The sequence below is a fragment of the Burkholderia sp. F1 genome (assembly GCF_050813845.1).
Classification (GTDB): domain Bacteria; phylum Pseudomonadota; class Gammaproteobacteria; order Burkholderiales; family Burkholderiaceae; genus Burkholderia; species Burkholderia ubonensis.
In genome coordinates this window covers 3432241-3456516 of sequence record NZ_CP172421.1, presented here as the reverse complement: position 1 = coordinate 3456516, position 24276 = coordinate 3432241, and the positions used below count along the sequence as shown (strand labels likewise).

The following is a 24276-nucleotide window of genomic DNA, read 5'->3' as shown; positions in this document are numbered from 1 at the left end:
ACGGCTAAGATGCCGGAATGGTCGGCCGGACCCATTTCTTCTAATAACGTCAAGCAATAGGCCGCATCCGGGATGACTGTCGCCCGCGCCGCGAGCGCGGGCGATTGCCGGATGGGGCGACTGGGAGCGCAACACCATGCAGACTGAAACGACGCATGTCATGCCGTGGCGAATCGAGGACATCGACCTTACGCGGATCGATCGTCAGCGCGCCGCGGCGAACGAGGATTTGCTGCTGCTGCTGTGCGCGGCGTCGTTCATCGAGAGCGGTTCGGATCTCTACACCAGCAACCTGAGCGAGTTCTTCAACGACGATCCGGAAGTGTCGGCGTGGCTCAACAATGCATGGGAGCACGAAGAATTGCAGCACGGCCGCGCGCTGAAAGCCTACATCGCGCACGTCTGGCCGGAGTTCGACTGGGATACCGCATTCGCGAACTTCTTCGACGAATACTCGAAGACCTGCTCGATCGAAGCGTTCGAGAAGACCCGCGCGCTCGAGATGGTCGCGCGCTGCGTCGTCGAGACGGGCACGGCCACGCTCTATCGCGCGATCAACGAATGCTCGGACGAGCCCGTGCTGAAGGAAATCACCGACAACATTCGCACGGACGAAGTGCGCCACTACAAGCACTTCTTCAAATATTTCAAGAAGTACAACCAGCTCGAAGGCAACGGCCGGTTCGCGGTGCTCGGCGCGCTGATGCGCCGCTTGCTGGAAATCAAGAACGAAGATTCGGAGATCGCGCTGCGCCACGTGTTCGCGATCCGCTATCCGGACCGCATCGGCGACAGCGAATACAGCCGCGCGCGGGTCGCGCGCATCAATGCGCTTGTGCGTCGCAACCTGTCGGCGGACATGTGCGTGAAGATGCTGCTCAAGCCGCTCGACCTGCCCGCGAAGATCCAGCCGGGCGTCCACTATCCGCTCACGAAGCTCACGCAGCACGTGTTCTTCCGCTGATCGCCGTCCACAGGGCGGCCGGCCGCGGGTATGCTGCGGCATCCTTCCGGTTCGACGAGGCCGCTCCATCATGACCGATTCACATCGCCACGCACTCGAGCAATGGACGTTCGACGCGTGGCCGCCGGCCGTCGTGTCGCTGTTCGACGGCTCGGCGCTCGACCGCAAGGCCGACGTCGCGGCGTCGCTGATCGTCGCGACCGACGACGGCCAATTGCGCACGACGCTCTTGAGCGTCGGCGAGATCTACGCGCGCGATGCGCGCGTGCTGCTGTTCGCGCTGTGGCCGCAATCGCGCGCGGCGCACGCGCTCGCGCAACGGCGCGCGGCCGCGCTGACGCTCGTCGCCGACGGCGCGTTCTTTCAGGCGCAATTGAAGATCGAGCCGCTCGAAGGCGACTTCGGCGGGCTCGCGGGTTTTGCCGCGACGATCGCGCACGGCGATGCGCAGCGCGTCGGCTATGCGCGTCTCGCGACAGGCGTCACGTTCGCGCTGGAAGGGGAGCGCGCCGCGGTGCTCGAACGCTGGCGACGCCAGGTCGAGCACCTGCGGCGCGCGGCTGCGCGGCTTTAGTGGCCGCGCTGGCCGCTGCGCGACGAACGATTGCGGTTCGCGTGCGCGGCGTTGCCATTGGCCGATCGCCCACTGCCGCCGCCGCTCGCCGGACGCGGACCGTTGCCGCCCGCGTTGCCCGGCTTCGCAGCTTTCTGCGGCTGCGCGGCCTTCTGCGGGGCCGCCTTGGGTTGCGACGACTTCGGCGCGCCGTCGCGCTTTGCCGCCGGCTGGCCCGAGCCGCCGGCACGCGGCGCGCGATTGCCGCCACCACCACCGCCGCCGCCGCCGCCGCCACGCGGCTGCTGGCCGCGGCGCTGCTGGATCGGCTCCGGCTTCGCGTTCGGGTCCGGCTCGAAGCCCGGGATCACTTCCTGCGGAATCTCGCGCTTGATCAGCCGCTCGATGTCGCGCAGCAATTGCTTCTCGTCGACGCACACGAGCGACACCGCTTCACCGGTCGCGCCCGCGCGGCCGGTGCGGCCGATCCGGTGCACGTAGTCTTCCGGCACGTTCGGCAGGTCGAAGTTGACGACGTGCGGCAGCTGGTCGATGTCGATGCCGCGCGCGGCGATGTCGGTCGCGACGAGCACCTGCAGCGTGCTGTTCTTGAACTCCGTGAGCGCGCGCGTGCGCGCCGACTGGCTCTTGTTGCCGTGGATCGCCATCGCGCTGATGCCGTCCTTCGTCAGCTGCTCGGCGAGCCGGTTCGCGCCGTGCTTCGTGCGCGTGAACACCAGCACCTGGAACCAGTTGTGCTCGCGGATCAGTTGCGTGAGCAGCTCGCGCTTGCGGTCGCGGTCGACCGGGTGGATCTTCTGCGCGACGGTCTCGGCGGTGGTGTTGCGGCGCGCGACCTCGATCAGCGCCGGCGAGTCGAGCAGGCTGTCGGCGAGCGCCTTGATCTCGTCGGAGAAGGTGGCCGAGAACAGCAGGTTCTGGCGGCGCGGCGGCAGCTTCGCGAGCACGCGCTTGATGTCGTGGATGAAGCCCATGTCGAGCATCCGGTCGGCTTCGTCGAGCACGAGGATGTCGAGCTGCGACAGGTCGATCGTCTTCTGCTGCATGTGATCGAGCAGGCGCCCCGGCGTCGCGACGACGATGTCGACGCCGCGCCTGAGCGCATCGATCTGCGGATTGATGCTGACGCCGCCGAACATCACGGTCGAGCGCAGCTTCAGGTACTTGCTGTACGCGCGCACGCTTTCCTCGACCTGTGCGGCGAGTTCGCGCGTCGGCGTGAGGATCAGCGCGCGCACCGCGCGCTTCGCGTTGTGGTGTTCGGCGTAGAAGGTGTGCAGGCGCTGCAGGATCGGCAGCGTGAAGCCTGCGGTCTTGCCGGTGCCGGTTTGCGCGCCGGCGAGCAGGTCGCCGCCGCCGAGCACGGCGGGGATCGCCTGCGACTGGATCGGCGTGGGTGATGTGTAGCCGAGCTCGTTGACCGCTTTGACGAGCGGTTCGGCCAGGCCAAGGGATTCAAAAGACATAGATACGACTCTGGAGTTTTATGATCGGCGACGCATCGCGCGGCCAGCGCGGGAATAGCGTCGCAAGAAAAACAAAAACAAAAGGGCGCGGCCGCGGTTTCCCGCAGCCGCGCCCCGTTTGCGTCACCCGATACTTAGTCGAGCGGTGCGGAACGCAGATCGCTCACCTGTTGCGGCGAGATCGGCGAACCGTTGTTGCCCCACGACATCCGGATGTACGAAACGACCGCCGCGACTTCCTGGTTCGACAGCGACTGCGCGAACGGCGGCATCCCGTACGGACGCGGATTCTTGAGCGTGCTCGGCGGATAGCCGCCATTCAGCACCATGCGGATCGGGTTCACGGCCGATTCCATCATGATCGAATGGTTCTGCGCGAGCGGCGGATAGGCCGGCGGCTTGCCCTGGCCGTTGTCGGCGTGGCAGGTCGCGCAGTTGTCCGCGTAGATCTTCTTGCCTTGCTCGAGCAGCACGTTGCCGAACTGCTTCGACGGCTCGTACTGCATGTTCTTCGGCGCTTCAGCCTTCTGCGGGATCGACTTCAGGTACGTCGACATCGCGCGCGTATCCTCGTCGGTCATGTACTGCAGGCTGTTGTGGACCACGTCCGCCATCGGGCCGAACACCGCGCCCTTGTGCGACACGCCGGCTTGCAGCAGGTCGGACAGCTCCTGCACGTGCCAGTCGCCGAGGCCGAGTTCCTTGTCGTTCGTCAGCGACGGCGCATACCAGTTCTGCAGCGGGATCAGGCCGCCCGCGAATGCCGACGCGCTCACCGGGCCGCCCATCATGTTGATCGACGTGTGGCACATCGAGCAGTGGCCAAGGCCTTCGACGAGGTACGCGCCGCGGTTCCATTCGACCGACTTGGTCGGATCCGGCTTGTATTCGCCTTCCTTGAAGAACAGCGTGCGCCAGCCGATCAGCAGGTTGCGGTTGTTGAACGGGAACTTCAGTTCGTGCGGACGGCTCGGCGCCGATACCGGCGCGACCGAGCGCAGGTACGCGAAGATCGCGTCCGAATCCGCGCGCGTGACCTTCGTGTAGCTCGCGAACGGGAAGCCCGGGTACAGCAGGCTGCCGTCCTTCGAGCGGCCCGTGTGCATCGCGCGGTAGAAGTCGTCCGACGTCCACTTGCCGATGCCGGCCTGGTCGTCCGGCGTGATGTTCGGCGTGTACATCGTGCCGAACGGCGTCGCCATCGGCAGGCCGCCCGCGAACGGCTTGCCGCCGCGCACGGTGTGGCACGCGATACAGTCGCCGACGCGCGCGAGGTATTCGCCCTTCTTGATCAGCGCGGCCTGGTCGGCCGGCGTGGCCGCGACGGCGGCGGCGCCGTGCAGCGTGTCGTTGCCCGGCCACAGGACCGGCACGAGAGCCGCTGCCGCGACGATCGCGACAGCCGAGAGTGCAAACAGGGACTTGCGTTTCATTGTGTCTGTCTCCCTAGCCTTATTGCGGTTCGCTGCCGCAGGCAAGCGGAGTCTTCATCGCGCGGGCCGGGGCCGGCACGGGGTTGGCGGGCGCCGGTTGGGCGGCGAGCCATGCGGTCACGGCGGTCACGTCTTCGTCGGAGAGTTTCGCGGCGATATCGTGCATGCAGTCGGGCGCCTTCGCGTGGCGGTTGCCCGAGCGCCATGCGCCGAGCTGCGCGCTCAGGTAGTCGGCGTGCAGGCCGACGAGACCCGGGATCGCCGGCTGCATGCCGGTCAGCGTCGCGCCGTGGCAGGCCACGCAGGCCGGCAGCTTGCGCGACGGATCGCCTTGCGTGACGAGCTGCTTGCCGCGCGCGAGGGTCGCGGCCGGCAGGCTCGGCTTCGCCGGCGCCGGGTACGGCGGGCGCTCGGCCGAGAAGTGCGCGGCCATCTCGCGCAGGTAGTCGTCGTTCAGGTACGTCAGCAGATAGTTCATCGGCGGGTACTTGCGACGGCCGTCACGGAAGTTGACGAGCTGGTTGTACAAGTACTCGGCCGGCTTGCCGGCGAGACGCGGGAAGTAATCGTTGTCCGTGCCCTGGCCATGGACGCCATGACAGGCCGTACAGCCGCGCACGCGCTCGGCCATGGTATCGGGTGCCTTGAGCGGCGCCTGCTGGGCTTGTTGCTCCGTGGGCTTGGTCTGCGCTTGGGCAGCGCTCATAAGGCCCGCTCCGCCGATCAACAGAACGGCGAGCAGCGGACGGAAGAGGCGTCTTGAAGACACACGAGACTCCATGATTATTCGTCGGGGACCTGACCGGGCTACGATCGGCTCGGCATGACGGCAGGACAGCCGGGCTGCTGCGACGCGGCATTCTATCATCGATGGGTAATGACGGCTATTTGACAAATGGTCATCGGTTCCTGCCTGTTTCCGACTTGCGACAATTTGACGCGCATCGTAAACAGCCGTCGTGAACCGGCGTGCGTTTTGCCTATCGAAGACCGTACACTCGCGGGTCGCGCGGTGCCGCCTCCGCCGCAGATCGTGTCATTTCACAGTTTCCGGATTCATCGATGACGTTTTCTACCGTGCCGTTGCCCGATTTTCATTACTCGTCCTGTCGCCGCGCTGCCGGCTTGCCGTTGCGCGCCGCTCGCCACGGAGGGTGTACGCGATGAGGATCGACAGCTTGTGGATCGGCCAGGTCGCGCTTGCCGCGCTGATGGACGCGGCGTTCGCAACGGCAGTCGGCTCGGCGCTGCTCAAGGCCTGGCTCGCGAAGGACGGCGCACGGCCCGTCATCGCGCCTTCGCATCCGGCATGGCTGCGTGCGCAACATTCGCTGATGGCCGCCGCGGCCGCGCTGTTGCTGGCGGACCTCGGCTGGCTCGTCTACGAGGCTGCGGCGATGAGCGGGGCGGGGCTCGGCGGCGCGTTCGGCGCGATTCCGACGGTGCTCGCGCAGACCCACGCAGGTTTTGCGTGGAGCGTCGCGTTCGGCGGCGCGGTCGTGCTCGCCGTCGTCGCGCTGTCGCGGCCTGACGGGCCGCTCGCGTATGCGGTGCTGTGGCTGGCGGTGATCGCGATCGCCGCCGGCAAGGCGTCGCTCGGACACGCGGCCGATACCGGCGCGTTCTCGGCCGCCGTCGCGTTGCAGACGCTGCACCTGCTCGTCACCGCCGCGTGGGGCGGGCTCGTGCTCGCGGGCGGGCTCGCGGTGCTGCCCGCGCTCGGCTCGTCGGTCGCGCGCGGCGCGCTGATCCGCATCGCGCAGCGGCTGTCGCGGATGTCGATCGTCGCCCTCGTGTTCGTGCTTGCCACCGGCGCGCTCAACGCGGCGCGCGGGCTTGGCGGCTCGCTTGCGCCGCTCGACGGCAGCGCGTGGGGCCGCGTGCTGCTGCTGAAGCTGCTGCTGGTCGCGCTCGCGATGGTGCTCGGCGGGCTGAACCGCTTTTCCGCGCTGCCGCGCCTGCGCCGCACCGCGTCGACCGAGGATGCGCACACGTTCCGCAACATCCTGCATCTCGAAGGGCTGACGATGATCGGCGTGTTCATCGCGGCGGCCGTGCTGGCCGCGAGCGTGCCGGGCTTCGCGGCGCTCGGCTAGCGCGGGCAGCCGCCGCGCCGCCGCGCCGCCGCGTCGAAGCGGCGGTCCGCCGGGCCGGCGCGAGCCGGCCGACGGCGGGAACGGGCGCTCGGCGTCGCTGCGGCGCGAGCCGCGCCGTCACCACTCGGCGACGCTGCCGTCCGCGTGGCGCCACACCGGGTTGCGCCAGCGGTGGCCGGTTTGCGCCATCTCGCGCACCTTCTCCTCGTTGACGTCGATGCCGAGCCCCGGGCCTTGCGGGATCGCGACGAAGCCGTCGTCGTAGCGGAACACCTCGGGGTTGCGCAGGTAGTCGAGCAGGTCGTTGCCCTGGTTGTAGTGGATGCCGAGGCTCTGTTCCTGGATGAACGCGTTGTAGCTGACCGCGTCGAGCTGCAGGCACGCGGCGAGCGCGATCGGGCCGAGCGGGCAGTGCAGCGCGAGCGCGACGTCGTAGCTCTCGGCGAGCGTCGCGATCTTCCGGCATTCGGTGATGCCGCCCGCATGCGACGCGTCCGGCTGGATGATGTCGACATAGCCGCCCGCGAGGATGTGCTTGAAATCCCAGCGCGAGTAGAGCCGCTCGCCGAGCGCGATCGGCGTATCGGTCTGGTTGACGATGTCGCGCAGCGCCTCGGCGTTCTCCGACAGCACCGGCTCCTCGATGAACATCAGCCGGTACGGGTCCAGCGCCTTCGCGAGCACCTTCGCCATCGGCTTGTGCACGCGGCCGTGGAAGTCGACGCCGATGCCGACGTGCGGGCCGACCGCTTCGCGCACCGCCGCGACGTTCGCGATCACCTGGTCGACCTTGTCGTAGGTGTCGACGATCTGCAGTTCCTCCGAGCCGTTCATCTTCACCGCGCGGAAGCCGCGCTCGACGACCGCGCGCGCGTTGTTCGCGACGTCGCTCGGCCGGTCGCCGCCAATCCACGAATACACCTTGATACGGTCGCGCACCTGGCCGCCGAGCAGCGCGTGCACCGGCGCACCGTGATGCTTGCCCAGGATGTCCCACAACGCCTGGTCGATGCCCGCGATCGCGCTCATCGTGATCGGGCCGCCGCGGTAGAAGCCCGCGCGGTACATCACCTGCCAGTGATCCTCGATCAGCCGCGGGTCCTTGCCGACCAGATAGTCGGCGAGCTCGTGCACGGCCGCCTCGACGGTATGCGCTCGGCCCTCGACAACCGGCTCGCCCCAGCCGACGATGCCCTCGTCGGTCTCGATCTTGAGAAACAGCCAGCGCGGCGGCACGATGAAGGTTTCGAGGCGGGTGATCTTCATGGAGGATGTCTCCTGACGGTAGGCTTTGTGGGTATCCTAGCGTAGGCCGTTTAAAAAATAGTATTAATAGCACTATTGTGCAAATAGTGGGCAGCCCGGCGTCGGCGCCGGCTACCCGCGCCTTGGGAGAACGATCATCATTCAACGCGACCTGCATGGACAAACGGCGTTCCGGCTTGCGACGGCGATCCTGCGCGGCGACCATCCGCCCGAATCGCTGCTGCCGAGGGAACCCGAGTTGATGGAGCGGTTCGGCGTGAGCCGCACGGTGCTGCGCGAGGCGCTGCGCACGCTGACGTCGAAGGGGCTGGTCGAATCGCGGCCGAAGGTCGGCACGCGGGTGCGGCCGCGCCGCGCGTGGAACCTGCTCGATGCCGACCTGCTCGACTGGTACTCGCGCGTCGCGCCGCCGCTTTCGTTCGCGCTGAAGCTGCAGGAGATGCGCGAGATGGTCGAGCCGCATGCGGCGGCGCTCGCCGCTCGCGCGTATGCGCCGGAAGCGTTCGAAGCGATCGACGCCGCCGCGCGGGCGATGGCCGACGCGCGCAACGTCGACGAATGGGTGCGCGCCGACCTGCGGTTCCACCTGAGCGTGCTCGAGGCGGGCGGCAACGAGCTGCTGGTGCCGCTCGGCGCGCTGATCGACCGCACGCTCGAGGCGCAGCTGCATCTGAATGCGCGCCGTGCCGACGTGTTCAATGCGTCGCTCGCCGAGCATCTGGCGGTGTGCGACGCGATCCGCGCGCGCGACGCGGAAGGCGCGCGCCGTGCGATGGCGACGCTGCTCGCGGTCACGCGCGCGCGGATCGAGTCGAGCTGATCGGGCAACCCGAACGCGCGGCGGAGCGGGCGGCGAGCGGCGCCCGGACCGACACGGCTATGCCGCCGCGCAGCCGCCGGGCTCGTGGATGCGCGGCGTCGACGCCGGGTACTTGGCGAGCAGGCTGGCCGGCTGGCGCGGCCGCACGACCAGCTCGCCGCCGCAGTTCGGGCAGCGGCCCTTCAGCACCTCGTCGGCGCAGGTCGCGCAATATGGCTCGCCGCCCGCGTGCACTCCAATGTGCAGATCCGCGCGTCGCCCGCATCGGGCGGCAGGTCCTTGTCACAGCATTCGCAGCCGGGGCGCAGTTCGAGCATGCCGGTCTCCTTGGTGACAGTGGGTGATGGACGGGCGCCGGACGTTGCAGGGGCGCCGGCGGCACGCTACTGTAAGCGCATCGATTCAGTTTGACCAACGCCCGCCGGTACGGCATCGCAGCGAGCGGGCCACAGGAGACGATCATGCTTTACCGAGGAAGCTGCCATTGCGGCGACGTGCAGTTCGAGGTGGACGGCGAGTTGACGGGCGTGATGGCGTGCAATTGCTCGATCTGCCGGCGCAAGGGCGCGCTGATGTGGTTCGTGCCGCGCGCGAGCCTGTACCTGCTGACGCCGGAAGAGAATCTGGCCAGCTACACGTTCAACAAGCACGTGATCCAGCATCGCTTCTGCAAGCGCTGCGGGATTCATCCGTTCGGCGAGGGCACCGATCCGAACGGAAACCGGATGGCGGCGATCAACGTGCGCTGCCTCGAAGACGTCGACATCGACGCGTTGCCGGTCACCCATTACGACGGGCGCTCGCACTGACGGTGGGTGGCGGCGCGCTGCCGGCGGCCGGCGCGGCCACCTCGGCCTGCGGGCCGACTGCTGCCGGCCGCTCGATCAGCGGCGCGAGCGCCGGCGCCATCGATTTCAGCAACTGCACGGCCATCGCGCTCGTGAAGTCGTAGCGCGCCGCGTACGGCTCGTGCGCGGTCGCCGTCAGCACGCCGAAGAAACGGTCGCCGAGCACGAACACGAACGTGCCGCTGCGGTTCACCTTGCGCGACTCGATCAGCCGCGCGCCGCGCGCGTAGACATTGAAGCGCTGGTCGCCGGTGCCGGTCTTGCCGTACACCTCGAGCTTCTTGCCGTCGGGCAGCGTCATCCCGTCGGCGAGCCGCCTGCCGGTGCCGGTGAGCACGACGTCGCGCAGCAGCTGGTGCACGACGTCGACGATCTCCGGCGACAGCGTCGGCTGCGGCTGTGCGGCCGCCCGCACGAAACGCGTCTCGTACGGCGTGCCCTTCGCGAAGTCGAGCCGCGTGATGGTCTCGGTCGGCGCCTTGTCGCCGCCGTTCGCGATCAGCCCGATCAGCTTCGCGAGCGCGTCCGGCTGGTCGCCCGATGCGCCGATCGCGGCCGCGTACGACGGCGTGACTTCCGCGAACGGATAGCCGAGCGCGCGCCACGACTTGCTGATCGCCGCGTACGCGCGCAGTTCCACCATGCGGCGGATCCGCCGGTCCTGCGTGCCGTGATAGCGCGTCTTGTAGAGCCACGTGTAGGTGTAGAAGCGCGCGTCGCGGCTCGCCTGCTCCACGTCGCCGAGCGATGCGTCCGGATGCGCGCGCAGGTAGTTGAGCGTCCACAGCGCGAGCGGGTGCACGCTTGCGATGTAGCCGCGGTCGTTCAGGTTGAAGCGGTCGATCGCGTACTTCGCATAGAGCGCCGCGAGATCGTCGTCGGACAGCGTTGCCGCCGGCGTGCCCTTCAGTTGCGCGCGCATCTGCGCGTCGAACCACGCGAGCGACTCGTTCGGCGCGACGCTGCGCAGCACGGTCGCGATCTTCGGCGGCGACTTGCGCACGTCCTTCAGCATCAGCGCGAGCGCGTCGTCCGCGGGCTTGCCCGCGTAGCGCGTGTAGAAGCGCTTCACGTAGACCTTGCTTTCGCCGTCGACGAACTGCTGCAGATAATGCTTGCGCTGCTCGGGATCATCGAGCCACGACGACGACGGCCCGGACGTCTGGATCATCTGGTAGTGGACGATGTCGCGCATCAGCCGCACGAACACGAGGTTGACCGAGTGCGCGAAGGCCTGGTGCAGCGTCAGGATGCGGTGGTTGTCGGACTTCTCGAAGTTGCTGAACACCTGCGCGCCGCCGCCCGTATAGAACACGTCGGGGCTCGCCGAGTACTTGCGCTCGACGGACGCGTCGAGCATCGCCTGCAGCGAGCGGTCCTGCGTATGCGACAGGTAGTCGAGCGCCCACAGCGACAGGCCGTCCATCGGGTCGGGCTTCACGCGCGCGAGCTCGGCCTTCGACAGCTTGCCGTAGCGCGCATGCAGGTCGGAGACGATCTGCAGGTACGTGACGAGCGTGCGCAGCTTCGCGGTCGAACCGAGGTTGATGCGCCCGCCGCGGTTGATGTCGAACGGTTCGTTCACGCTGTCGGTCTGCACGCGCAGCACGTTCGCGCCGTTGCGCCGCTCGTACAGCGTGAAGCTGTACGTGAGGTGCGACGGGTCGTCCTTCGGCGCGAGCATCTCGTAGCCGTACAGGCCGGCGGCCTGCGCGCCTTCGCGCGTCGACGCCTTCGCGAGCCGCTCGGCGACCGCCTGCTGCACGCCGTTGTCGAGCGTGCTCGTCGCTTCCAGGTCGAACTGGTCGAGCTGGTACACATCGTCGATGCCGAGTGCGGTGAGCAGCGACGCGCGTGCCGACGTGATGGCCTTGCGCGAGATGAACGACTGCACGTGCGCCGCCTGCGGCGGCTGCGCGCGCTCGATGTGCGCGGCGAGCGCGGCGTCGCGCAGCGTGGGTGCGATCACGCCGCCGCCGGCGAGCAGCCGCAGGTAGCTGTCGGTCAGCCGCTGCAGCGCCGGGTAGCCGCTGTTCAGGAAGTACGACGGCGCGCGCTGCGCGATCATCAGCGACAGCACCTCGCGGAACGCGACGCCCTGCTGGTCGATGTTCTCGGCCGTCGTCGGCGCGGCGAGGAGGCGGTTCAGTTCGTTGAAGTCGCGGCCGTACCACGCGGCGAGACCGTCGCCGATGCCGGTGATTTCGCCGATGTGCGGCCGCGCCGCGAGCGGCACCGAGTTCAGGTAGCGGACCACGATCGTGCGGCGCGCGAGCATCGTCTGCGGGCCGTTCAGGTACGCGAGCACCGACGCGGACGCGATCTGCCGCAGCTTCTCGGGCGGCGACGCGGTGCGGCCGTCCGGCGAGTGGCGGAATTTCTCGATCTGGGTCGCGAGCGTGCTGCCGCCCGGCCGCGCCTGGTGCCGGTTGACGAAGTGCAGGCCCTGGTCGGCGATCGCGCGGCCGAAGCGGCCCCAGTCGATCGCCGGGTTGCGGTTCGGCTGGCTCGGGTCGAGCAGGTAGCGGTCCTCGATGAACAGCAGCGAATCGACGACGACGCGCGGGATCGCGTCGAAGTCGCGATAGACGCGCTGCGGGAACGTGGTCGCGAACAGCGGCGCGCCCGTCGAATCGAACAGCATCAGGCCGGCCTGGTCCTTCTCGTCATAGGGGAGGAACAGGCCGTGATCGGCGAGCGCCAGCATCCGCTCGGAGTCGCGCGCCTGCTTGCTGACGACGAAGCCGCGCGCGAGCAGCCGCTGCTGGAACGCCGGAATCATCGCGTAGCCGAGTCGCTCGTCGTACGGGCCGTTGGCGGGAAACCGCACGTGGTCGCTCGCACCCGCCTCGACCGCATAGCCGACGTCGCGGGTCAGCTCGGACAAATAGCGGGCCTGCAGCCGGGATGTCTCGATTTCGACCATGACCAGCCGGGCGACGATCGCGACCGCGACCAGCATGGCGGCGACCAGCGACCATTTGATCCACGTCCAGACCGACGCAATGCCGGTCACACGCGGCAGGATTCGATTCAGCGGCCGATTCATGGCGGCGTCTCCCTGCAGGGGGCGGGCTCCGGCCGCCCCCATTAAGGATTAGTTTAGTCCTCAACCGCGTGCTGCCAAGGACCGCCGGGGCCCGAGATGCGCCGAAGCAACGCGCGCGCCGGCGCGGTGCGCGAGGATGGGGCCACATCCGCCCGCGGTGCACCGGCGCGGCGCATGCGGTGCACATTCCGTACCCGTGATGCGCGTTTTCGGCCGCCGGTATTCGAAATACGCATGACGGTTGGTATGCCGAAATTGGCTGACTACCCTGCGCGCCAGTTCGTCCGGCACGACCTGCGTCCAAATGGGGCCCGATTGGGTCTGTTATGATGCGCGCCGCGGGGCGCCCGGACCCGCCCTGGACGCCGTCGCGCGCCCACCTTTCAGACATCCTCAAAGCTTGCCCGGGCATCGGGATTCGTTATGCAAAAGAAACGCAACATTACTTCATACATCGTGATCGCGATGGTCCTCGGGATCGCGGTCGGTTACGGCTGCCACAGCGCGTTTCCCGACCCGAATGTCACCAAGGAGATCGCCGGCTACGTCTCGCTGTTGTCCGACGTGTTCCTGCGCCTGATCAAGATGATCATCGCGCCGCTCGTGTTCGCGACGCTGACCGTCGGCATCGCGCACATGGGCGACACGGGCTCGGTCGGCCGGGTCGGCGTGAAGGCGCTCGGCTGGTTCTTCATCGCGTCGTTCGTGTCGCTGCTGTTCGGCCTGCTGACCGCCACGCTGCTGCAGCCGGGCAGCCATCTGAGCCTGCCGCTGCCGGCCACGGACGCGGCCACCAACCTGAAGACCGGCGCGTTCACGCTGAAGGACTTCGTCACGCACCTGGTGCCGAAGTCGATCGCCGAGGCGATGGCGAACAACGAGATCCTGCAGATCGTCGTGTTCTCGATCTTCTTCGGCACCGCGCTGTCCTCGCTCGGCGAGATGGGCAAGCGCCTGACCGGCGTGATCGAGGATCTCGCGCAGGTGATGCTGAAGGTCACCGGCGCGGTGATGTGGTTCGCGCCGATCGCGGTGTTCGCGGCGCTGGCGTCGACGATCACGACGCAGGGCCTCGGCATCCTGCTCACGTTCGCGAAGTTCATGGGCAGCTTCTACATCGCGCTCGCGCTGCTGTGGGGCATGCTGACGCTCGCGGGCCTCGCGTTCCTCGGCAAGCGCACGTTCTCGCTGATCCGCCTGATTCGCGAGCCGTTCCTGCTGTCGTTCGCGACCGCCAGCTCGGAAGCCGCGTATCCGAAGCTGCTCGACGCGCTCGACCGTTTCGGCGTGAACCGCAAGATCTCGAGCTTCGTGCTGCCGATGGGCTACTCGTTCAACCTCGACGGCTCGATGATGTACTGCACGTTCGCGGTGCTGTTCATCACGCAGGCGTACGGCATCCACCTGCCGCTCGGCACGCAGCTGACGATGCTGCTGCTGCTGATGCTGACGTCGAAGGGGATGGCGGGCGTGCCGCGCGCGTCGCTCGTCGTGATCGCCGCGACGCTCAACCAGTTCAACCTGCCGGAAGCGGGGCTGCTGCTGATCATGGGCGTCGACACGTTCCTCGACATGGGCCGCTCGGCGACCAACGCGGTCGGCAACTCGATCGCCGCCGCCGTGATCGCGAAGTGGGAAGGGCAGCTCGGCGACGAGAACGACGGGACCGACGTGGCTGGCGCGACGGATGCAGGCGCGCAGCTCCAGGCGCACGAGGTGCGCGAGCGCGCGTGATGTTCGCGTGATGCGCGTCCGGCCGCCCATTGTGGCGGCCGTTTTTTTTTGCGTTCAGGCTGCGAAGTGCTCGAGCGCGTGGTCGACGAACAGCCGAGCCTTGCGCGGAAAATGGCGACGGCTCGGATAAGCGATGTTCATCTCGAGGTCGGGGAGGCGGTAGTCGTCCAGCAGCGGCACGAGGCGGTGCTCGCGGATGTCCTGGTCGACGAGGTACGCGGGCAGGATCGCGATCCCCATGTCGTTGAGCGCGAGCTGCCTGAGCAGGCCGAGATTGTTCGACGACGCGGTCTTCCTCGGCCGTACCGCGACGCGCGTCGCATGATGGTCGAATGAAACGAACTCCCCCGCATAATCGGCCCGGTACAACAGGCACGCGTGCCGTTCGAGATCGCCCGGCTGGAGCGGCTGACCGTGCCGCTCGAGATAGCGCCGGGTCGAGCACACGACGAGCTTCAGCCGCGTCAGCACGCGCTTCACGGTATTGGCGCCGCTGATGCGTTGCGTGACCATCAGGCCGACGTCGAACCCTTCGGACACGAGATCGACGTGACGGTCGACGATCGTGATCTCGGGCACCACGTTCGGATGGCGATGCTTGAACGACCCGATGACGGGCGCAAGCACATGGATGCCGAACATCACGGGCGCGACGATTCGCAGCGCCCCGAGCGGCTCGTGATCGAGCGTCGCTATCGCGTCTTCCACGGTGTCGATCTCGTCGATCACCTTGCGGATCTGCTCGATGTAGAGACGCCCCGCGCTGGTGAGCGACAGGCTGCGCGTCGTACGGTACAGCAGCAGCGTGCCGAGCCTGTCCTCGAGGCTCATGATCAGGCGCGATGCGGATGCGCTCGACATGTCGAGGTCGGCGGCGGCGCGCGCGAAGCTTTGCAAATCGGCGACCTTGACAAACAACCGCATCGACAGAAGCTCGTTCATTCAAATACAAACCGGTGCTGAAAGGTTTTGCGGAGCGATGATTCGCGCTGTCGCCGGTCACGCCAGCGTCATTGCCGGAGCTTTGCCGCGGTTTGCGCCAATGCCGATCCGACGGCGCGGACCATCGCGTCTGCGCGAACATCCTTCAAGCGATGAAGCTCGTCGAAGGCTTCATGTGCCGCCCCGAGAGCAAAGGTTTGCGGAATCACGAGCATTCCTAGCTTGTCGAGCACCCCTCGAATTGCAGCTTGACCGCGCGAACCTCCCAACGGGCCGGGCGATGCCGATATGACGGCTGCCGGCTTGTCTGCAAAGCACGCGAGCCCCGCTTGACCATTGCCGTTCGGACGACTGATCCAGTCCAGGGAATTCTTCAGGACGGCACTGTAGCCGCCGTTATAGTCAGGCGATGCGACGAGAACGGCGTCGCATTCGTTGACGAGCTTCTGCAAGGCCTGCGCCGTTTCCGGGAGACCGGATTCGCTTTCAAGATCGCCGTCGTAGAACGGCAGCGGATAGTCGTCCAGATGAATGTGCGTCACCTGCGCACCCGACTCGAGGGCACCCTGTGCAGCAATTTCGAGGAGCTTTTGATTAAAGGAGCCGCTGCGGGTACTGCCGCAGAATGCCAGGATCTTGATGCTCATGAGTCACTCGGAGGCGGGTTGGAAAATGCATGCGGTCAGTTGCGCGTACAAGTGATTTCGCCGCGCGGCGGGAAGTCGAGCATGATGGCTGCGCCCCCGTGACTTCCTGAAAATATTCGAGACCTTCAATTGTTCTCGGGTCATCGATGCGGTACGGGACGTCGTCATGATCGGGTTCCAAAGCGTGCATGGGGTTCACGGCGACCAGTGTAGGCAGCATGTCGCAGAAATCCTTGTGCGGCGCGAGCACTTCTTTCACGTCGTGATCATTTTTTCCGGTGCGCGTGAAATACCGCCCCGCAACGCTTCTAGAATCCGCTCTTTCAAACAAGCAAGGGAATGCGGCCAATGCTGTCAATGCCATATTCGCCGCTGGAATGGCTGCGGCGCCATATCGAGGGAAAGATATGGTCGGTCACGCGCACGCGGACGGGCTTTCCCATTGACCTGTCGACACCCCGCGGCGACCCGGGGCTGTTCGGCCCAGAGGCGGTGTCGTGGCAGGTGCATGACGACTTCCCCGCGATGATGGTCGGCGGCATCCGTGCGCTGATTCTCCAGGCGCTGCATCCCCTTGTCCTGGCAGGCGTGCTGGAGCATTCGATCTTCCGGCAGGACATGCGTGGCCGGCTGGCACGCACGGCACAGTTCATCGCCGGCACGACCTACGGCAGCACCCGTGACGCCGACGGACTGATCGACCACGTCAACCGCATTCATCGCGACATCGCAGGCACCACTGCCGAAGGCCGGCCCTATGCCGCGACCGATCCGGCACTGCTGACGTGGGTGCACGCCGCAGAAGTCTCGAGCTTCCTCGATGCCCACCTGCGCTACGTGAATCCACGGCTGACTCAGGCGGACCAGGGCCGCTATCTGGCCGAGACAGCCGAGGTGGCGCGGCGGCTTGGCGCGACCGATGTGCCGGAGAGCCGGGAAGCGCTGCAGGCTTACATGAACGGCCAGCGCGGCAGTCTGATTGCCAGTGGCCGCATGCATGAGGCGATCGCGCAACTGGCTACGCAACCCGATGCCGGCGTGTCCGAACGGCTGACCATGCGGATTTTCCTCGGCGCGGCGATCCGCCTGCTACCACCCTGGATCAGCGCCATGCTTGGCGAACCGCTGACAGGGCTCGTGCGGGGCTTTCCCGAGCCGGCGATGCGCGCGTCATCCGGGCTGTTGCGATGGGCCATCCGCGACAGCGCGGGCATGCGCGCGCATGCCCGGGTCGCATCATGCACGGCGGCGCGGACGGTTTCGCCCCCTTCGCAGGTGCCGTAAGACGGGGGGCAACGATGAATCCATGCGATCCTGAATATGCCGCTGCGGCCGGCACAGGCGTCATGAAGCCGGATCTGGGATCGAAATTTCGGGAATGGCAGGAGACTGAACAGGGTGAAGATTGTCGCCAATGTGCATCAGAGCCGCACTGCGTGTGTCTGTGCGGGCAGCGAGGTCGAGGTCGTCGAGTACGGTGAGCTGCAGGATGTCGCGCGGCCGATCGGCTCGCAGCGCGTCAGCCTGCGAGCAGCATTGCGCGAGGTCGGCGGACGTATCGACGCACGCCACCAGGCTTCCAAGCCGCTGTCCGACGGCTATCGCGGCAGCGACCACCTGAGCTTGATCGAGCGCGGCGGCGAAGCCTACGGCCACACGTCGTTCATTCGCGGCTTCCGCTGCGTGGCCGTCCATTTCGACGACGCGCTGCTGCGCGATGCATGCGAGGCCGCCGAGGGTGCTGGCGGCACGGACTGCTTCCGTTCGCGTCTGATGTTCGAGAACAAGCCAATCTGGGCAATCACGGACCGGCTTGCGCTGGAGTGCGTGACGCCTCGCCTCGGGCAGCGGCTCTATTGCGAAAGCCTGATCGGCATGCTCGCCGTGGAACTGGCCCGGATGTGCGGCCATGCGCCGCTGCAGGCGGTCAAAGGCGGACTGGCGCCCTTCAGGCTGCGCCGCATCCTCGACTACATCGAGACACATCTCGCAGCCGACCTCGCCGTGAGTGAACTGGCCGCGCTGGCCGAAGTGAGCCAGCCCCATTTCATGCGGGCGTTTCGTGCATCTACCGGCGAGACCCCGCTGCGCTTCATCATGCAGCGGCGCGTCGAGCGCGCCACGAAGCTGCTGGTCCACACCAGTACGCCGCTGATCGAGATCGCGCAGGACTGCGGCTTCGCGGATCAGGCCCATATGACCACCTGCTTCCGCCGGATCGTCGGCAATACGCCCGCACGGATCCGGCGCGAGCGCGTCTGAGCGGCACACGGCGCCGGATAGGCGGCGGCCCCGGCTGCGCGTATCGTGGCGGTTGCGGGCATCGTTCACGATCTCCGCGTGTCCGCCGGGGCGGCGTCGTCCGACGTGGCCGTCCGGCGTGGCTTCCTGTCCTGACCGGAGTCCTGACCATATGAACGTGATCGCCGTTGCCTGTACCGCCGTGCTCGGCCTGCTGCTGTTCGGGCTGGGTCTTGCCGTCTCCATCACGCGGTTTCGCGCGACGACCGGGTCCGGTTGCGCGGAGGATCCGACCAATGCGCTGCACAAGATTGTGCGCGCGCACGGCAACACCGCCGAGTACGCACCGTTCCTCGCGGTGCTGTTTCTCTACTTCGGCGCGCATGAACCGTCGGGCGCGATCCTGTCGCTGATCGTCGCCGCGACCGTCTGCCGGTGCCTGCTCGTGATCGGCCTGCTTGCGTGGCCGACGATGTCGAGGCCGAATCCCGCGCGGTTCGTCGGCGCGCTCGGCACGTATCTGTGCGGCGCGGCGCTGTGCATCGCGCTGGTCACGTGAGCGGCGCGCCCGGCGTCAGCGCCACAGCAGCTTCGCGTTCCCGTGCCGGCGCACGGCCTCGACGAAGCAGTGGATCAGGTAGTCGCACGCAGCCGTGCTGAGCGCGTCACGCCGCGTCAGGATCCCGACCGACACGGCCGGGACGGCGTGACTTACCTCCAGGTCGCGACGGGGTTCGACTGTTTCCTGTCATAGCGGACCGACGTATACCTGACGGCCGTCTACCCGCGCGCGTCGGGCGTCGATTCGACCGGCCATGCGACGGTCGCGGCGATCAATGGCCCGGGCGCGTCGGCGAACGACCGGCAGTTCGAGGCGCGGATCGGGGGGCGGCACGGGTTCTGACAGGGGCGGCGACGCCGGGCGGGCGAGCCGGCGCTGCGATGCTATCCTTGCGGCACGCTCGCAACCGACGAGCGGACACTGAGCGCCAGGCGGTGGCCGGGCAGCCGCTGACGGTGGCGCATCCGAGGGAAGAACCAACATCATGAGCCGCAAATTCATTCTGAAAGGCGACACCACCGACCATGGCGGCGTCGTGCTCGACGGCATCGCCGAATCGTCGTTCGACGGCCGGCCGCTGGCCTATCTCGGCGCGCCGGTATTCTGCGCGGCGTGCAACACGCAAGGCGTGATCGTGTCCGACGGCGGCGAACGCGCGATGACCCTGATGGGCAAGGTCGTCGCACTCGAACACGACCTGTGCCAGTGCCAGTGTTCGCCGTTGCCGAAACTCATCCCGTCGCAGGGAACGGGGACGATCTCGGGGTGAGCGCGCGCCGGCGCATGCGCGCTGCGTCAGGCCGGAATATTGGGCTCGCGGCCCCATACGACGGACGTGACGCGATGCAGTTTCGCGATGCCCGTCCGATTGGCGGCCGAGAACGGCGAGCCGAACGCCACGCTGTCGGTCGAGCGATAGACGAGCCGATCGCCGGCGATGGTGCCGACGTAGCGGCCGTTCTTGCCGAACACCTTGCGGCCGCTGATGCGTCCGACGACCTGTCCCGTGCGGCTGAATACGATCTGGCCGCCGACCTGCAGCGGTTTGCCTTCCTTGGTGTAGAGATTCATGTGCGGGTTCCGTGTGATCGACAGCGCGACAGTCTACCAAGATCGCGGCGACCGGATGCGGGGGATACCGCGCATCCGCGGCGCGGGCGTCTAGATGCTGCCTTCGGTTTCGACGACGAGAATGCGGGCTTCGCCGAGCGGATGCGCGACGTGCTCTGTGCCGGCTGGCGCATGGAGCACGTCACCGGTCTCGAGCACCACTGAACGTTCGACGCCCGCTTCGCGATAGCGCATCTCGACACGGCCATCGAGCACGGCGAACACTTCGTCGCCGTCGTTGACGTGCCACCGATAGGGCTGGTCGGTCCAGTGCAGGCGGACCGTGATGCCGAGCAGGTTGGCGACGTCCAGCGCGCCCCAGGCGCGATCTGCGGTAAATGCGGTGCTGCGGAAGACTTTCATGGCCGGGAATCGATCGAAAGACGGCGACGTGCGCCGCCGGTTGCGCGTGGGGGCCCGCATCGGATGTGCGGTCATCGGTCCATTGCGGCGACGGCCTGCTCGATCGCCTGGCGGCGTCGGGCGAGGTTGGCTGCCGAGCGTTCGCGGACCCGCGTGACGACGCTGGCCGGTGCGGTATCGGGCGAGCCTGCGTCGAACGGCGGCGCGGGCGCATATTCGAGCTCCAGCTGAATCGCCTGCGCCGCTTCGTCGCCGGCCAGTTCGGCGGCGATCGTCAGCGCGAAGTCGATGCCGGCGGTCACGCCGCCGCCCGTGATCAGGTTGCCGTCGCGCACTACGCGCTCGCGGACCGGCACTGCGCCGAGCGGTTCGAGCAGCGCATGGAACGCCCAGTGCGTGGTCGCGCGGCGCCCGCGCAGCAGTCCGGCCGCGCCGAGCAGCAGCGCGCCGGTGCAGACCGACGTCACGTAGCGGGCGGTTGCCGACCGTTCGCGCACGAAATCGAGCGTCTCCCGATCGGACAGCAGGTCGTTGATGCCGATGCCGCCCGGAATGCAGATGACGTCGAGCGGCGGACAGTCGGCGAACGTATGGCCCGGCGTCAGCGCGAGCCCGCTGCTCGATGCGACCGGCTCGCGCGTCTTCCATACCAGGTGCACGGCCGCGTCCGGCAGCGACGCGAGTACGTCGTGCGGGCCGGTGAGGTCGAGCTGCTGAACGCCCGGAAACACGAGAAAGCCGATATGCAGAGTCATGTGGATGCCCCGTGGGATCGAGTGGAGCGTCGTTGTCGACGCGTGATGGACAGATCGATTCTAGGCGGGTAGTGTTTGGCGAAATTGCCATCGCCCCCACGTTTTCCGCCAATCGACATGTCTACCGTTCCGCGCTCGATCCTCGTGCTGGCGTTCCCCGGCGCGCAACTGCTCGACGTAACCGGGCCACTGCAGGTGTTCGCGTCCGTCAACGAGCTCGCGCTCGAGCGCGGACAGGCCGCGCCGTACGCGCCGCGCGTCGTGGCTGCCGACGCGGGGCCGGTCGCGACGTCGTCGGGCCTCGTCGTGATCGCCGATTCGCTGCGATCGGCCGGAGGGCATCCCGACACGGTGATCGTCGCGGGCGGCATGGGCGTGCATGCGGCGTCGCGGGACGCGCGGCTGATCCGCTGGGTCCGGCGGCAAGCCGAACGGTCGCGTCGGGTCGCGTCGGTCTGCACGGGGGCGTTCCTGCTGGCCGAAGCCGGCCTGCTCGACGGACGCCGCGCGGTCACCCACTGGACGCGCTGCGACGAGCTCGCGGCGCGCTATCCGCGCATCCGTGTCGAAGCCGATCCGATCTTCATCCGCGAGGGCGCGCTGTGGACGTCGGCCGGCGTGACGGCCGGCATCGATCTCGCGCTTGCGCTCGTCGAGGAGGATCTCGGGCGCTCGATCGCGCTCGACGTCGCGCGCGAGCTGGTCGTGTTCCTGAAGCGTCCGGGCGGGCAGGCGCAATTCAGCGCGACGCTGTCGATGCAGCAGTCCGCTGACCGGTTCGGCGAACTGCATGCATGGATCGCGGAGCACCTTGCCGCGGATCTGTCCGTGCCGGCGCTCGCCGAGCGCGCGCGGATGAGCGAGCGCAGCTTCGTGCGGCACTACCGCGCCGAGACCGGGCGCACGCCCGCCCGCGCGGTCGAGCAGATCCGGATCGAGACCGCGCAGCGCCTGCTCGGCGACACGTCGTGGCCGGTCAAGCGGATTGCCGTGCGGTGCGGATTCGGTTCGGAGGAAACGTTGCGGCGCAGCTTCGTGCGCGTGCTGGGCGTCACGCCGCAGGGGTATCGGGAACGGTTTGCCGGTTGAGCGCCGCGTGGCGCTTGTGTGCATCAAATCGGTGCGTGCGGCCAGCGAGTCGGCGCGCGCAGCGGATCCGGCCGGATGAACTCGCGTCGTTTTCCACTGCGAAACGCTCGACTATTCGGCAGGTGCGAATAATGGAGCGGGGCTTGTGTCGGGGCTTCCACGCGCTCTATCCTGTCCTGTTGGTGATTCGATGGGGGATAGCATGGACCGTATCCAGGCAATGGAAGTTTTCACCCGCGTGGTCGATGCGAACAGCTTCACGCGCGCGGCGGATACGCTCACGATGCCGCGCGCGTCGGTGACGACGATCATCCAGAATCTCGAGGCGCTGCTCGGCGTGCGCCTCCTGCACCGGACGACGCGCCGGCTGTCGCTGACGCCGGAAGGCGCCGCGTACTACGAGCATTGCGTGAAGATCATCGCGGAGATCGCGGAAGCCGACGCGAGCTTCCAGAACGGCAATCGCAAGCCGAGTGGCTTGCTGCGCGTCCACATGCCGAACGCGCTCGGGCGGCGCCTCGTGATTCCCGCGCTGCCGGCGTTCCGCCAGCGCTATCCGGACATCACGCTCGATCTCGGGCTCTCCGACCGGCCGGTCGATCCGATCGAGGAGGGCATCGACTGCATGATCCGCGTCGGGCCGCTCGAGGATTCGTCGATGGTCGCGCGGCGGATCGGGATGCTCAAGCGCGTGACCTGCGCATCGCCCGATTACCTGAAGCGTCACGGCGATCCGCACGAGATCGCCGATCTCGCCGAGCACCTCGCGGTGAATTTCCGCACGAGCCACGGTGCGCGGCCGATACCGTGGGTGTTCGTGATCGACGGCAAGCCGGTCGAGATCCGGCTGAAGTCGACCGTCACGGTCAACGATTCGGATGCCTACGTGACCTGCGGACTCGAAGGTTTCGGGATGATCCAGCCGACGCTGTTCATGGTGCTGCCGCATCTGCTCGACGGTTCGCTGCTGGAGGTGCTGCCGGGCTTCAACCCGAAGCCGAAGCCGATTTCGATCGTCTATCCGCACAACCGGCACTTGTCCACGAAGGTGCGCGTGTTCGCCGACTGGATCCAGGAATTGTTCGAGTCGACGCCGTCGATGGAGGGCGGGGAGGACTGGCGCCGCAAGTTGCAGGCGCATGCGAGCGATGTGAGTCGCGGGTCGGTGGCGGCGTAGCGACGAACAAGAGGAGCTTGTGTGACGGGTGCGGCGGATCAAATCGTGGTGGTGGGGGCGGGCATCGTCGGGGCATCGATCGCTTATCACCTGGCAAGTCGGGGCGCGCGCGTGACGCTCGTTGAACGGCGCGAACCGGCGTCAGGCGCAACCGGAAGTGCGTTCGGCTGGATCAATCCGACGGCGGACGGAGCGCCGGCCGTCGCCGCGCTGCGCGCACTCGCGGTCGCCGAGTACCGGCGGCTCGAACGCGAGCTCGGCCGGCCGCTCGTCAACTGGTCGGGTGCGTTGACCTATGGCGCCGGCGAGGGCGCTGCGCCGCATCAGGATGCGCGCGTGGACTGGCTCGATCGCGAACAGGTCGGACGCCTCGAGCCGAATCTGCTGGACCCACCGTCCCGCGCCCGTTACGCGCGGGACGAAGGAACGCTCGAGCCGGCGGAGGCGACCCGCGTGCTCGTCGAGCACGCTTGTGCGCATCGTGCGCTCTATCGGGGTGACACCGACGTGCGTTCGCTATGCGTCGACGGTGCGCGGATCGTCGGCGTGCGGACCGAAACTGATGAACTGCGCGCGGACACCGTGGTTCTCGCAGCGGGCGCGCAGACGGCGGCGCTTGCCGCGACGGCGGGCATCGTGCTGCCGCTACGGGCGTCACCGGCGATCCGGCTGCGTATGGCTGCGCGCCGGGGGCTCGTGAGGACGCTCGTGTCCAATGCCGAGATGGAAGTGCGCGAGGCGGCGGACGGTTCGCTCGTCGCGGCCGAGGACTATGTCGACGCGTCCGGCCCGAATGGTCCGGATGCAATCGCCGAACGTACGCTCGGCACGATCCGGCGCGCGCTGCGCGGCGCCGGGGACGCGATGCTGACGGAGGTCGCGGTCGGCTGGCGGCCGATGCCTGAGGATGGCGTGCCGCTCATTGGCCGGTGCTCGGGTGTGCGGGGGCTGTACGTGGCGGCAATGCACTCGGGTGTTACGCTGGCGGCGGCAGTCGGCCGGCTGGTGAGCGAGGCGTTGATGCAGGGGGCGACGCCTGACGAGCTTGCTGCGCTTGCGCTGCCAGAGGCCGGAAAAGAATGGAATAGGGTTCGCGGATAACCGCAGAGCCTTAACTGAAAAAGCCCGGTAGATCAAAGA

Annotated in this window: 24 protein-coding genes and 1 pseudogene; 13 read left to right on the top strand and 12 right to left on the bottom strand. The window is 67.6% G+C overall.

Going from position 1 to position 24276, the window contains the following annotated elements; translation table 11 throughout:
• Positions 1-136: 136 nt before the first annotated feature.
• Positions 137-964 carry a ferritin-like domain-containing protein gene (locus ACFIMZ_RS16305; RefSeq protein ID WP_431820402.1) on the top strand — a complete coding sequence of 276 codons (828 nt, stop codon included), beginning with the start codon at positions 137-139 and terminating at the stop codon, positions 962-964.
• A 70-nt stretch (positions 965-1034) separates the two neighbouring features.
• A complete protein-coding gene (locus tag ACFIMZ_RS16300) occupies positions 1035-1538 on the top strand; it encodes a hypothetical protein (protein WP_431820401.1) in 504 nt (167 codons plus the stop codon).
• Here ACFIMZ_RS16300 and ACFIMZ_RS16295 read toward each other — a convergent pair.
• From ACFIMZ_RS16295 to ACFIMZ_RS16285, 3 genes are all read right to left on the bottom strand, one after another.
• Positions 1535-3004, bottom strand: a complete 1470-nt coding sequence (locus ACFIMZ_RS16295) for a DEAD/DEAH box helicase (RefSeq protein WP_431820400.1) — start codon at positions 3002-3004, stop codon at positions 1535-1537. The genes ACFIMZ_RS16300 and ACFIMZ_RS16295 overlap by 4 nt on opposite strands.
• Before the next feature lie 134 nt (positions 3005-3138).
• Positions 3139-4437: a c-type cytochrome gene (locus ACFIMZ_RS16290; RefSeq protein ID WP_431820399.1), complete on the bottom strand. Its 1299-nt coding sequence runs from the start codon at positions 4435-4437 to the stop codon at positions 3139-3141.
• 19 nt (positions 4438-4456) lie between these two features.
• Positions 4457-5218, bottom strand: coding sequence for a c-type cytochrome (locus ACFIMZ_RS16285; protein WP_431820398.1), 762 nt, complete (start codon positions 5216-5218; stop codon positions 4457-4459).
• 382 nt (positions 5219-5600) lie between these two features.
• On the opposite strand from ACFIMZ_RS16285, the gene ACFIMZ_RS16280 reads away from it, so the two are divergent.
• Complete coding sequence (locus ACFIMZ_RS16280) at positions 5601-6533, top strand: CopD family protein (protein ID WP_431820397.1); 933 nt, start codon at positions 5601-5603, stop codon at positions 6531-6533.
• A gap of 117 nt (positions 6534-6650) precedes the next feature.
• On the opposite strand, the gene dgoD is transcribed toward ACFIMZ_RS16280, so the two are convergent.
• Positions 6651-7799 carry a galactonate dehydratase gene (gene dgoD, locus ACFIMZ_RS16275; protein WP_431820396.1) on the bottom strand — a complete coding sequence of 383 codons (1149 nt, stop codon included), beginning with the start codon at positions 7797-7799 and terminating at the stop codon, positions 6651-6653.
• A gap of 136 nt (positions 7800-7935) precedes the next feature.
• Between dgoD and ACFIMZ_RS16270 the strand changes: the two genes are divergently transcribed.
• Positions 7936-8619 (top strand): FadR/GntR family transcriptional regulator, encoded by a 684-nt coding sequence (locus ACFIMZ_RS16270; protein ID WP_431822517.1) that lies wholly within the window; start codon positions 7936-7938, stop codon positions 8617-8619.
• A gap of 57 nt (positions 8620-8676) precedes the next feature.
• On the opposite strand, the pseudogene ACFIMZ_RS16265 reads toward ACFIMZ_RS16270, so the two are convergent.
• Positions 8677-8936, bottom strand: a pseudogene (locus ACFIMZ_RS16265) (DUF1272 domain-containing protein).
• Between the two features lie 144 nt (positions 8937-9080).
• Here ACFIMZ_RS16265 and ACFIMZ_RS16260 point away from each other — a divergent pair.
• Positions 9081-9428 carry a GFA family protein gene (locus tag ACFIMZ_RS16260; protein WP_431820395.1) on the top strand — a complete coding sequence of 116 codons (348 nt, stop codon included), beginning with the start codon at positions 9081-9083 and terminating at the stop codon, positions 9426-9428.
• On the opposite strand, the gene ACFIMZ_RS16255 is transcribed toward ACFIMZ_RS16260, so the two are convergent.
• Positions 9400-12516, bottom strand: a complete 3117-nt coding sequence (locus tag ACFIMZ_RS16255) for a transglycosylase domain-containing protein (RefSeq protein ID WP_431820394.1) — start codon at positions 12514-12516, stop codon at positions 9400-9402. The genes ACFIMZ_RS16260 and ACFIMZ_RS16255 overlap by 29 nt on opposite strands.
• Positions 12517-12939: 423 nt before the next feature.
• Here ACFIMZ_RS16255 and ACFIMZ_RS16250 point away from each other — a divergent pair, with 423 nt between their 5' ends.
• Positions 12940-14250 carry a dicarboxylate/amino acid:cation symporter gene (locus tag ACFIMZ_RS16250; protein ID WP_431820393.1) on the top strand — a complete coding sequence of 437 codons (1311 nt, stop codon included), beginning with the start codon at positions 12940-12942 and terminating at the stop codon, positions 14248-14250.
• Positions 14251-14304: 54 nt separating this feature from the next.
• Here ACFIMZ_RS16250 and ACFIMZ_RS16245 read toward each other — a convergent pair whose 3' ends face one another.
• The 3 genes from ACFIMZ_RS16245 to ACFIMZ_RS16235 all read right to left on the bottom strand — a co-directional run bounded on the left by ACFIMZ_RS16245 (position 14305) and on the right by ACFIMZ_RS16235 (position 16098).
• Positions 14305-15192, bottom strand: coding sequence for a LysR family transcriptional regulator (locus ACFIMZ_RS16245; protein ID WP_431820392.1), 888 nt, complete (start codon positions 15190-15192; stop codon positions 14305-14307).
• A gap of 68 nt (positions 15193-15260) precedes the next feature.
• Positions 15261-15839 carry an NADPH-dependent FMN reductase gene (locus ACFIMZ_RS16240; protein WP_431820391.1) on the bottom strand — a complete coding sequence of 193 codons (579 nt, stop codon included), beginning with the start codon at positions 15837-15839 and terminating at the stop codon, positions 15261-15263.
• Positions 15787-16098 (bottom strand): hypothetical protein, encoded by a 312-nt coding sequence (locus ACFIMZ_RS16235; RefSeq protein WP_431820390.1) that lies wholly within the window; start codon positions 16096-16098, stop codon positions 15787-15789. Before ACFIMZ_RS16235 ends, ACFIMZ_RS16240 begins: the two co-directional genes overlap by 53 nt.
• 89 nt (positions 16099-16187) lie before the next feature.
• Between ACFIMZ_RS16235 and ACFIMZ_RS16230 the strand changes: the two genes are divergently transcribed.
• The 4 genes from ACFIMZ_RS16230 (at position 16188) to ACFIMZ_RS16215 (ending at position 19411) form a co-directional block, all read left to right on the top strand.
• The gene (locus tag ACFIMZ_RS16230; RefSeq protein ID WP_431820389.1) at positions 16188-17123 is read left to right on the top strand and encodes an oxygenase MpaB family protein; all 936 of its coding nucleotides are present in this window, start codon (positions 16188-16190) and stop codon (positions 17121-17123) included.
• A gap of 114 nt (positions 17124-17237) precedes the next feature.
• A complete protein-coding gene (locus ACFIMZ_RS16225; protein WP_431820388.1) occupies positions 17238-18101 on the top strand; it encodes a helix-turn-helix domain-containing protein in 864 nt (287 codons plus the stop codon).
• 151 nt (positions 18102-18252) lie between these two features.
• Complete coding sequence (locus ACFIMZ_RS16220) at positions 18253-18639, top strand: MAPEG family protein (RefSeq protein WP_431820387.1); 387 nt, start codon at positions 18253-18255, stop codon at positions 18637-18639.
• A gap of 487 nt (positions 18640-19126) precedes the next feature.
• The gene (locus ACFIMZ_RS16215; RefSeq protein WP_431820386.1) at positions 19127-19411 is read left to right on the top strand and encodes a PAAR domain-containing protein; all 285 of its coding nucleotides are present in this window, start codon (positions 19127-19129) and stop codon (positions 19409-19411) included.
• Positions 19412-19437: 26 nt separating this feature from the next.
• Here ACFIMZ_RS16215 and ACFIMZ_RS16210 read toward each other — a convergent pair whose 3' ends face one another.
• The 3 genes from ACFIMZ_RS16210 to ACFIMZ_RS16200 all read right to left on the bottom strand — a co-directional run bounded on the left by ACFIMZ_RS16210 (position 19438) and on the right by ACFIMZ_RS16200 (position 20870).
• On the bottom strand, positions 19438-19713 hold the full coding sequence (locus tag ACFIMZ_RS16210; protein WP_431820385.1) for a hypothetical protein: 276 nt from the start codon (positions 19711-19713) through the stop codon (positions 19438-19440).
• Positions 19714-19803: 90 nt separating this feature from the next.
• Positions 19804-20115 carry a cupin domain-containing protein gene (locus ACFIMZ_RS16205; RefSeq protein WP_431822516.1) on the bottom strand — a complete coding sequence of 104 codons (312 nt, stop codon included), beginning with the start codon at positions 20113-20115 and terminating at the stop codon, positions 19804-19806.
• A 71-nt stretch (positions 20116-20186) separates the two neighbouring features.
• Entirely contained in the window at positions 20187-20870 is a 684-nt protein-coding gene (locus tag ACFIMZ_RS16200; RefSeq protein WP_431820384.1) for a DJ-1/PfpI family protein, read from the bottom strand.
• Positions 20871-20987: 117 nt separating this feature from the next.
• Here ACFIMZ_RS16200 and ACFIMZ_RS16195 point away from each other — a divergent pair, with 117 nt between their 5' ends.
• From ACFIMZ_RS16195 to ACFIMZ_RS16185, 3 genes are all read left to right on the top strand, one after another.
• Entirely contained in the window at positions 20988-21959 is a 972-nt protein-coding gene (locus tag ACFIMZ_RS16195) for a GlxA family transcriptional regulator (protein WP_431820383.1), read from the top strand.
• Between the two features lie 202 nt (positions 21960-22161).
• Positions 22162-23136: a LysR family transcriptional regulator gene (locus ACFIMZ_RS16190; RefSeq protein WP_431820382.1), complete on the top strand. Its 975-nt coding sequence runs from the start codon at positions 22162-22164 to the stop codon at positions 23134-23136.
• 21 nt (positions 23137-23157) lie between these two features.
• Positions 23158-24237 (top strand): NAD(P)/FAD-dependent oxidoreductase, encoded by a 1080-nt coding sequence (locus tag ACFIMZ_RS16185; protein ID WP_431820381.1) that lies wholly within the window; start codon positions 23158-23160, stop codon positions 24235-24237.
• Positions 24238-24276 lie beyond the last annotated feature (39 nt).

Excerpts from the sequence above, each read along its gene's own strand:
- ACFIMZ_RS16305 (WP_431820402.1), top strand. The coding sequence starts at position 137 with ATGCAGACTGAAACGACGCATGTCATGCCGTGGCGAATCGAGGACATC.
- ACFIMZ_RS16300 (WP_431820401.1), top strand. The coding sequence starts at position 1,035 with ATGACCGATTCACATCGCCACGCACTCGAGCAATGGACGTTCGACGCG.
- ACFIMZ_RS16295 (WP_431820400.1), bottom strand. The coding sequence starts at position 3,004 with ATGTCTTTTGAATCCCTTGGCCTGGCCGAACCGCTCGTCAAAGCGGTC.
- ACFIMZ_RS16290 (WP_431820399.1), bottom strand. The coding sequence starts at position 4,437 with ATGAAACGCAAGTCCCTGTTTGCACTCTCGGCTGTCGCGATCGTCGCG.
- ACFIMZ_RS16285 (WP_431820398.1), bottom strand. The coding sequence starts at position 5,218 with ATGGAGTCTCGTGTGTCTTCAAGACGCCTCTTCCGTCCGCTGCTCGCC.
- ACFIMZ_RS16280 (WP_431820397.1), top strand. The coding sequence starts at position 5,601 with ATGAGGATCGACAGCTTGTGGATCGGCCAGGTCGCGCTTGCCGCGCTG.
- dgoD (WP_431820396.1), bottom strand. The coding sequence starts at position 7,799 with ATGAAGATCACCCGCCTCGAAACCTTCATCGTGCCGCCGCGCTGGCTG.
- ACFIMZ_RS16260 (WP_431820395.1), top strand. The coding sequence starts at position 9,081 with ATGCTTTACCGAGGAAGCTGCCATTGCGGCGACGTGCAGTTCGAGGTG.
- ACFIMZ_RS16255 (WP_431820394.1), bottom strand. The coding sequence starts at position 12,516 with ATGAATCGGCCGCTGAATCGAATCCTGCCGCGTGTGACCGGCATTGCG.
- ACFIMZ_RS16250 (WP_431820393.1), top strand. The coding sequence starts at position 12,940 with ATGCAAAAGAAACGCAACATTACTTCATACATCGTGATCGCGATGGTC.
- ACFIMZ_RS16245 (WP_431820392.1), bottom strand. The coding sequence starts at position 15,192 with ATGAACGAGCTTCTGTCGATGCGGTTGTTTGTCAAGGTCGCCGATTTG.
- ACFIMZ_RS16240 (WP_431820391.1), bottom strand. The coding sequence starts at position 15,839 with ATGAGCATCAAGATCCTGGCATTCTGCGGCAGTACCCGCAGCGGCTCC.
- ACFIMZ_RS16230 (WP_431820389.1), top strand. The coding sequence starts at position 16,188 with ATGCTGTCAATGCCATATTCGCCGCTGGAATGGCTGCGGCGCCATATC.
- ACFIMZ_RS16220 (WP_431820387.1), top strand. The coding sequence starts at position 18,253 with ATGAACGTGATCGCCGTTGCCTGTACCGCCGTGCTCGGCCTGCTGCTG.
- ACFIMZ_RS16215 (WP_431820386.1), top strand. The coding sequence starts at position 19,127 with ATGAGCCGCAAATTCATTCTGAAAGGCGACACCACCGACCATGGCGGC.
- ACFIMZ_RS16210 (WP_431820385.1), bottom strand. The coding sequence starts at position 19,713 with ATGAATCTCTACACCAAGGAAGGCAAACCGCTGCAGGTCGGCGGCCAG.
- ACFIMZ_RS16205 (WP_431822516.1), bottom strand. The coding sequence starts at position 20,115 with ATGAAAGTCTTCCGCAGCACCGCATTTACCGCAGATCGCGCCTGGGGC.
- ACFIMZ_RS16200 (WP_431820384.1), bottom strand. The coding sequence starts at position 20,870 with ATGACTCTGCATATCGGCTTTCTCGTGTTTCCGGGCGTTCAGCAGCTC.
- ACFIMZ_RS16195 (WP_431820383.1), top strand. The coding sequence starts at position 20,988 with ATGTCTACCGTTCCGCGCTCGATCCTCGTGCTGGCGTTCCCCGGCGCG.
- ACFIMZ_RS16190 (WP_431820382.1), top strand. The coding sequence starts at position 22,162 with ATGGACCGTATCCAGGCAATGGAAGTTTTCACCCGCGTGGTCGATGCG.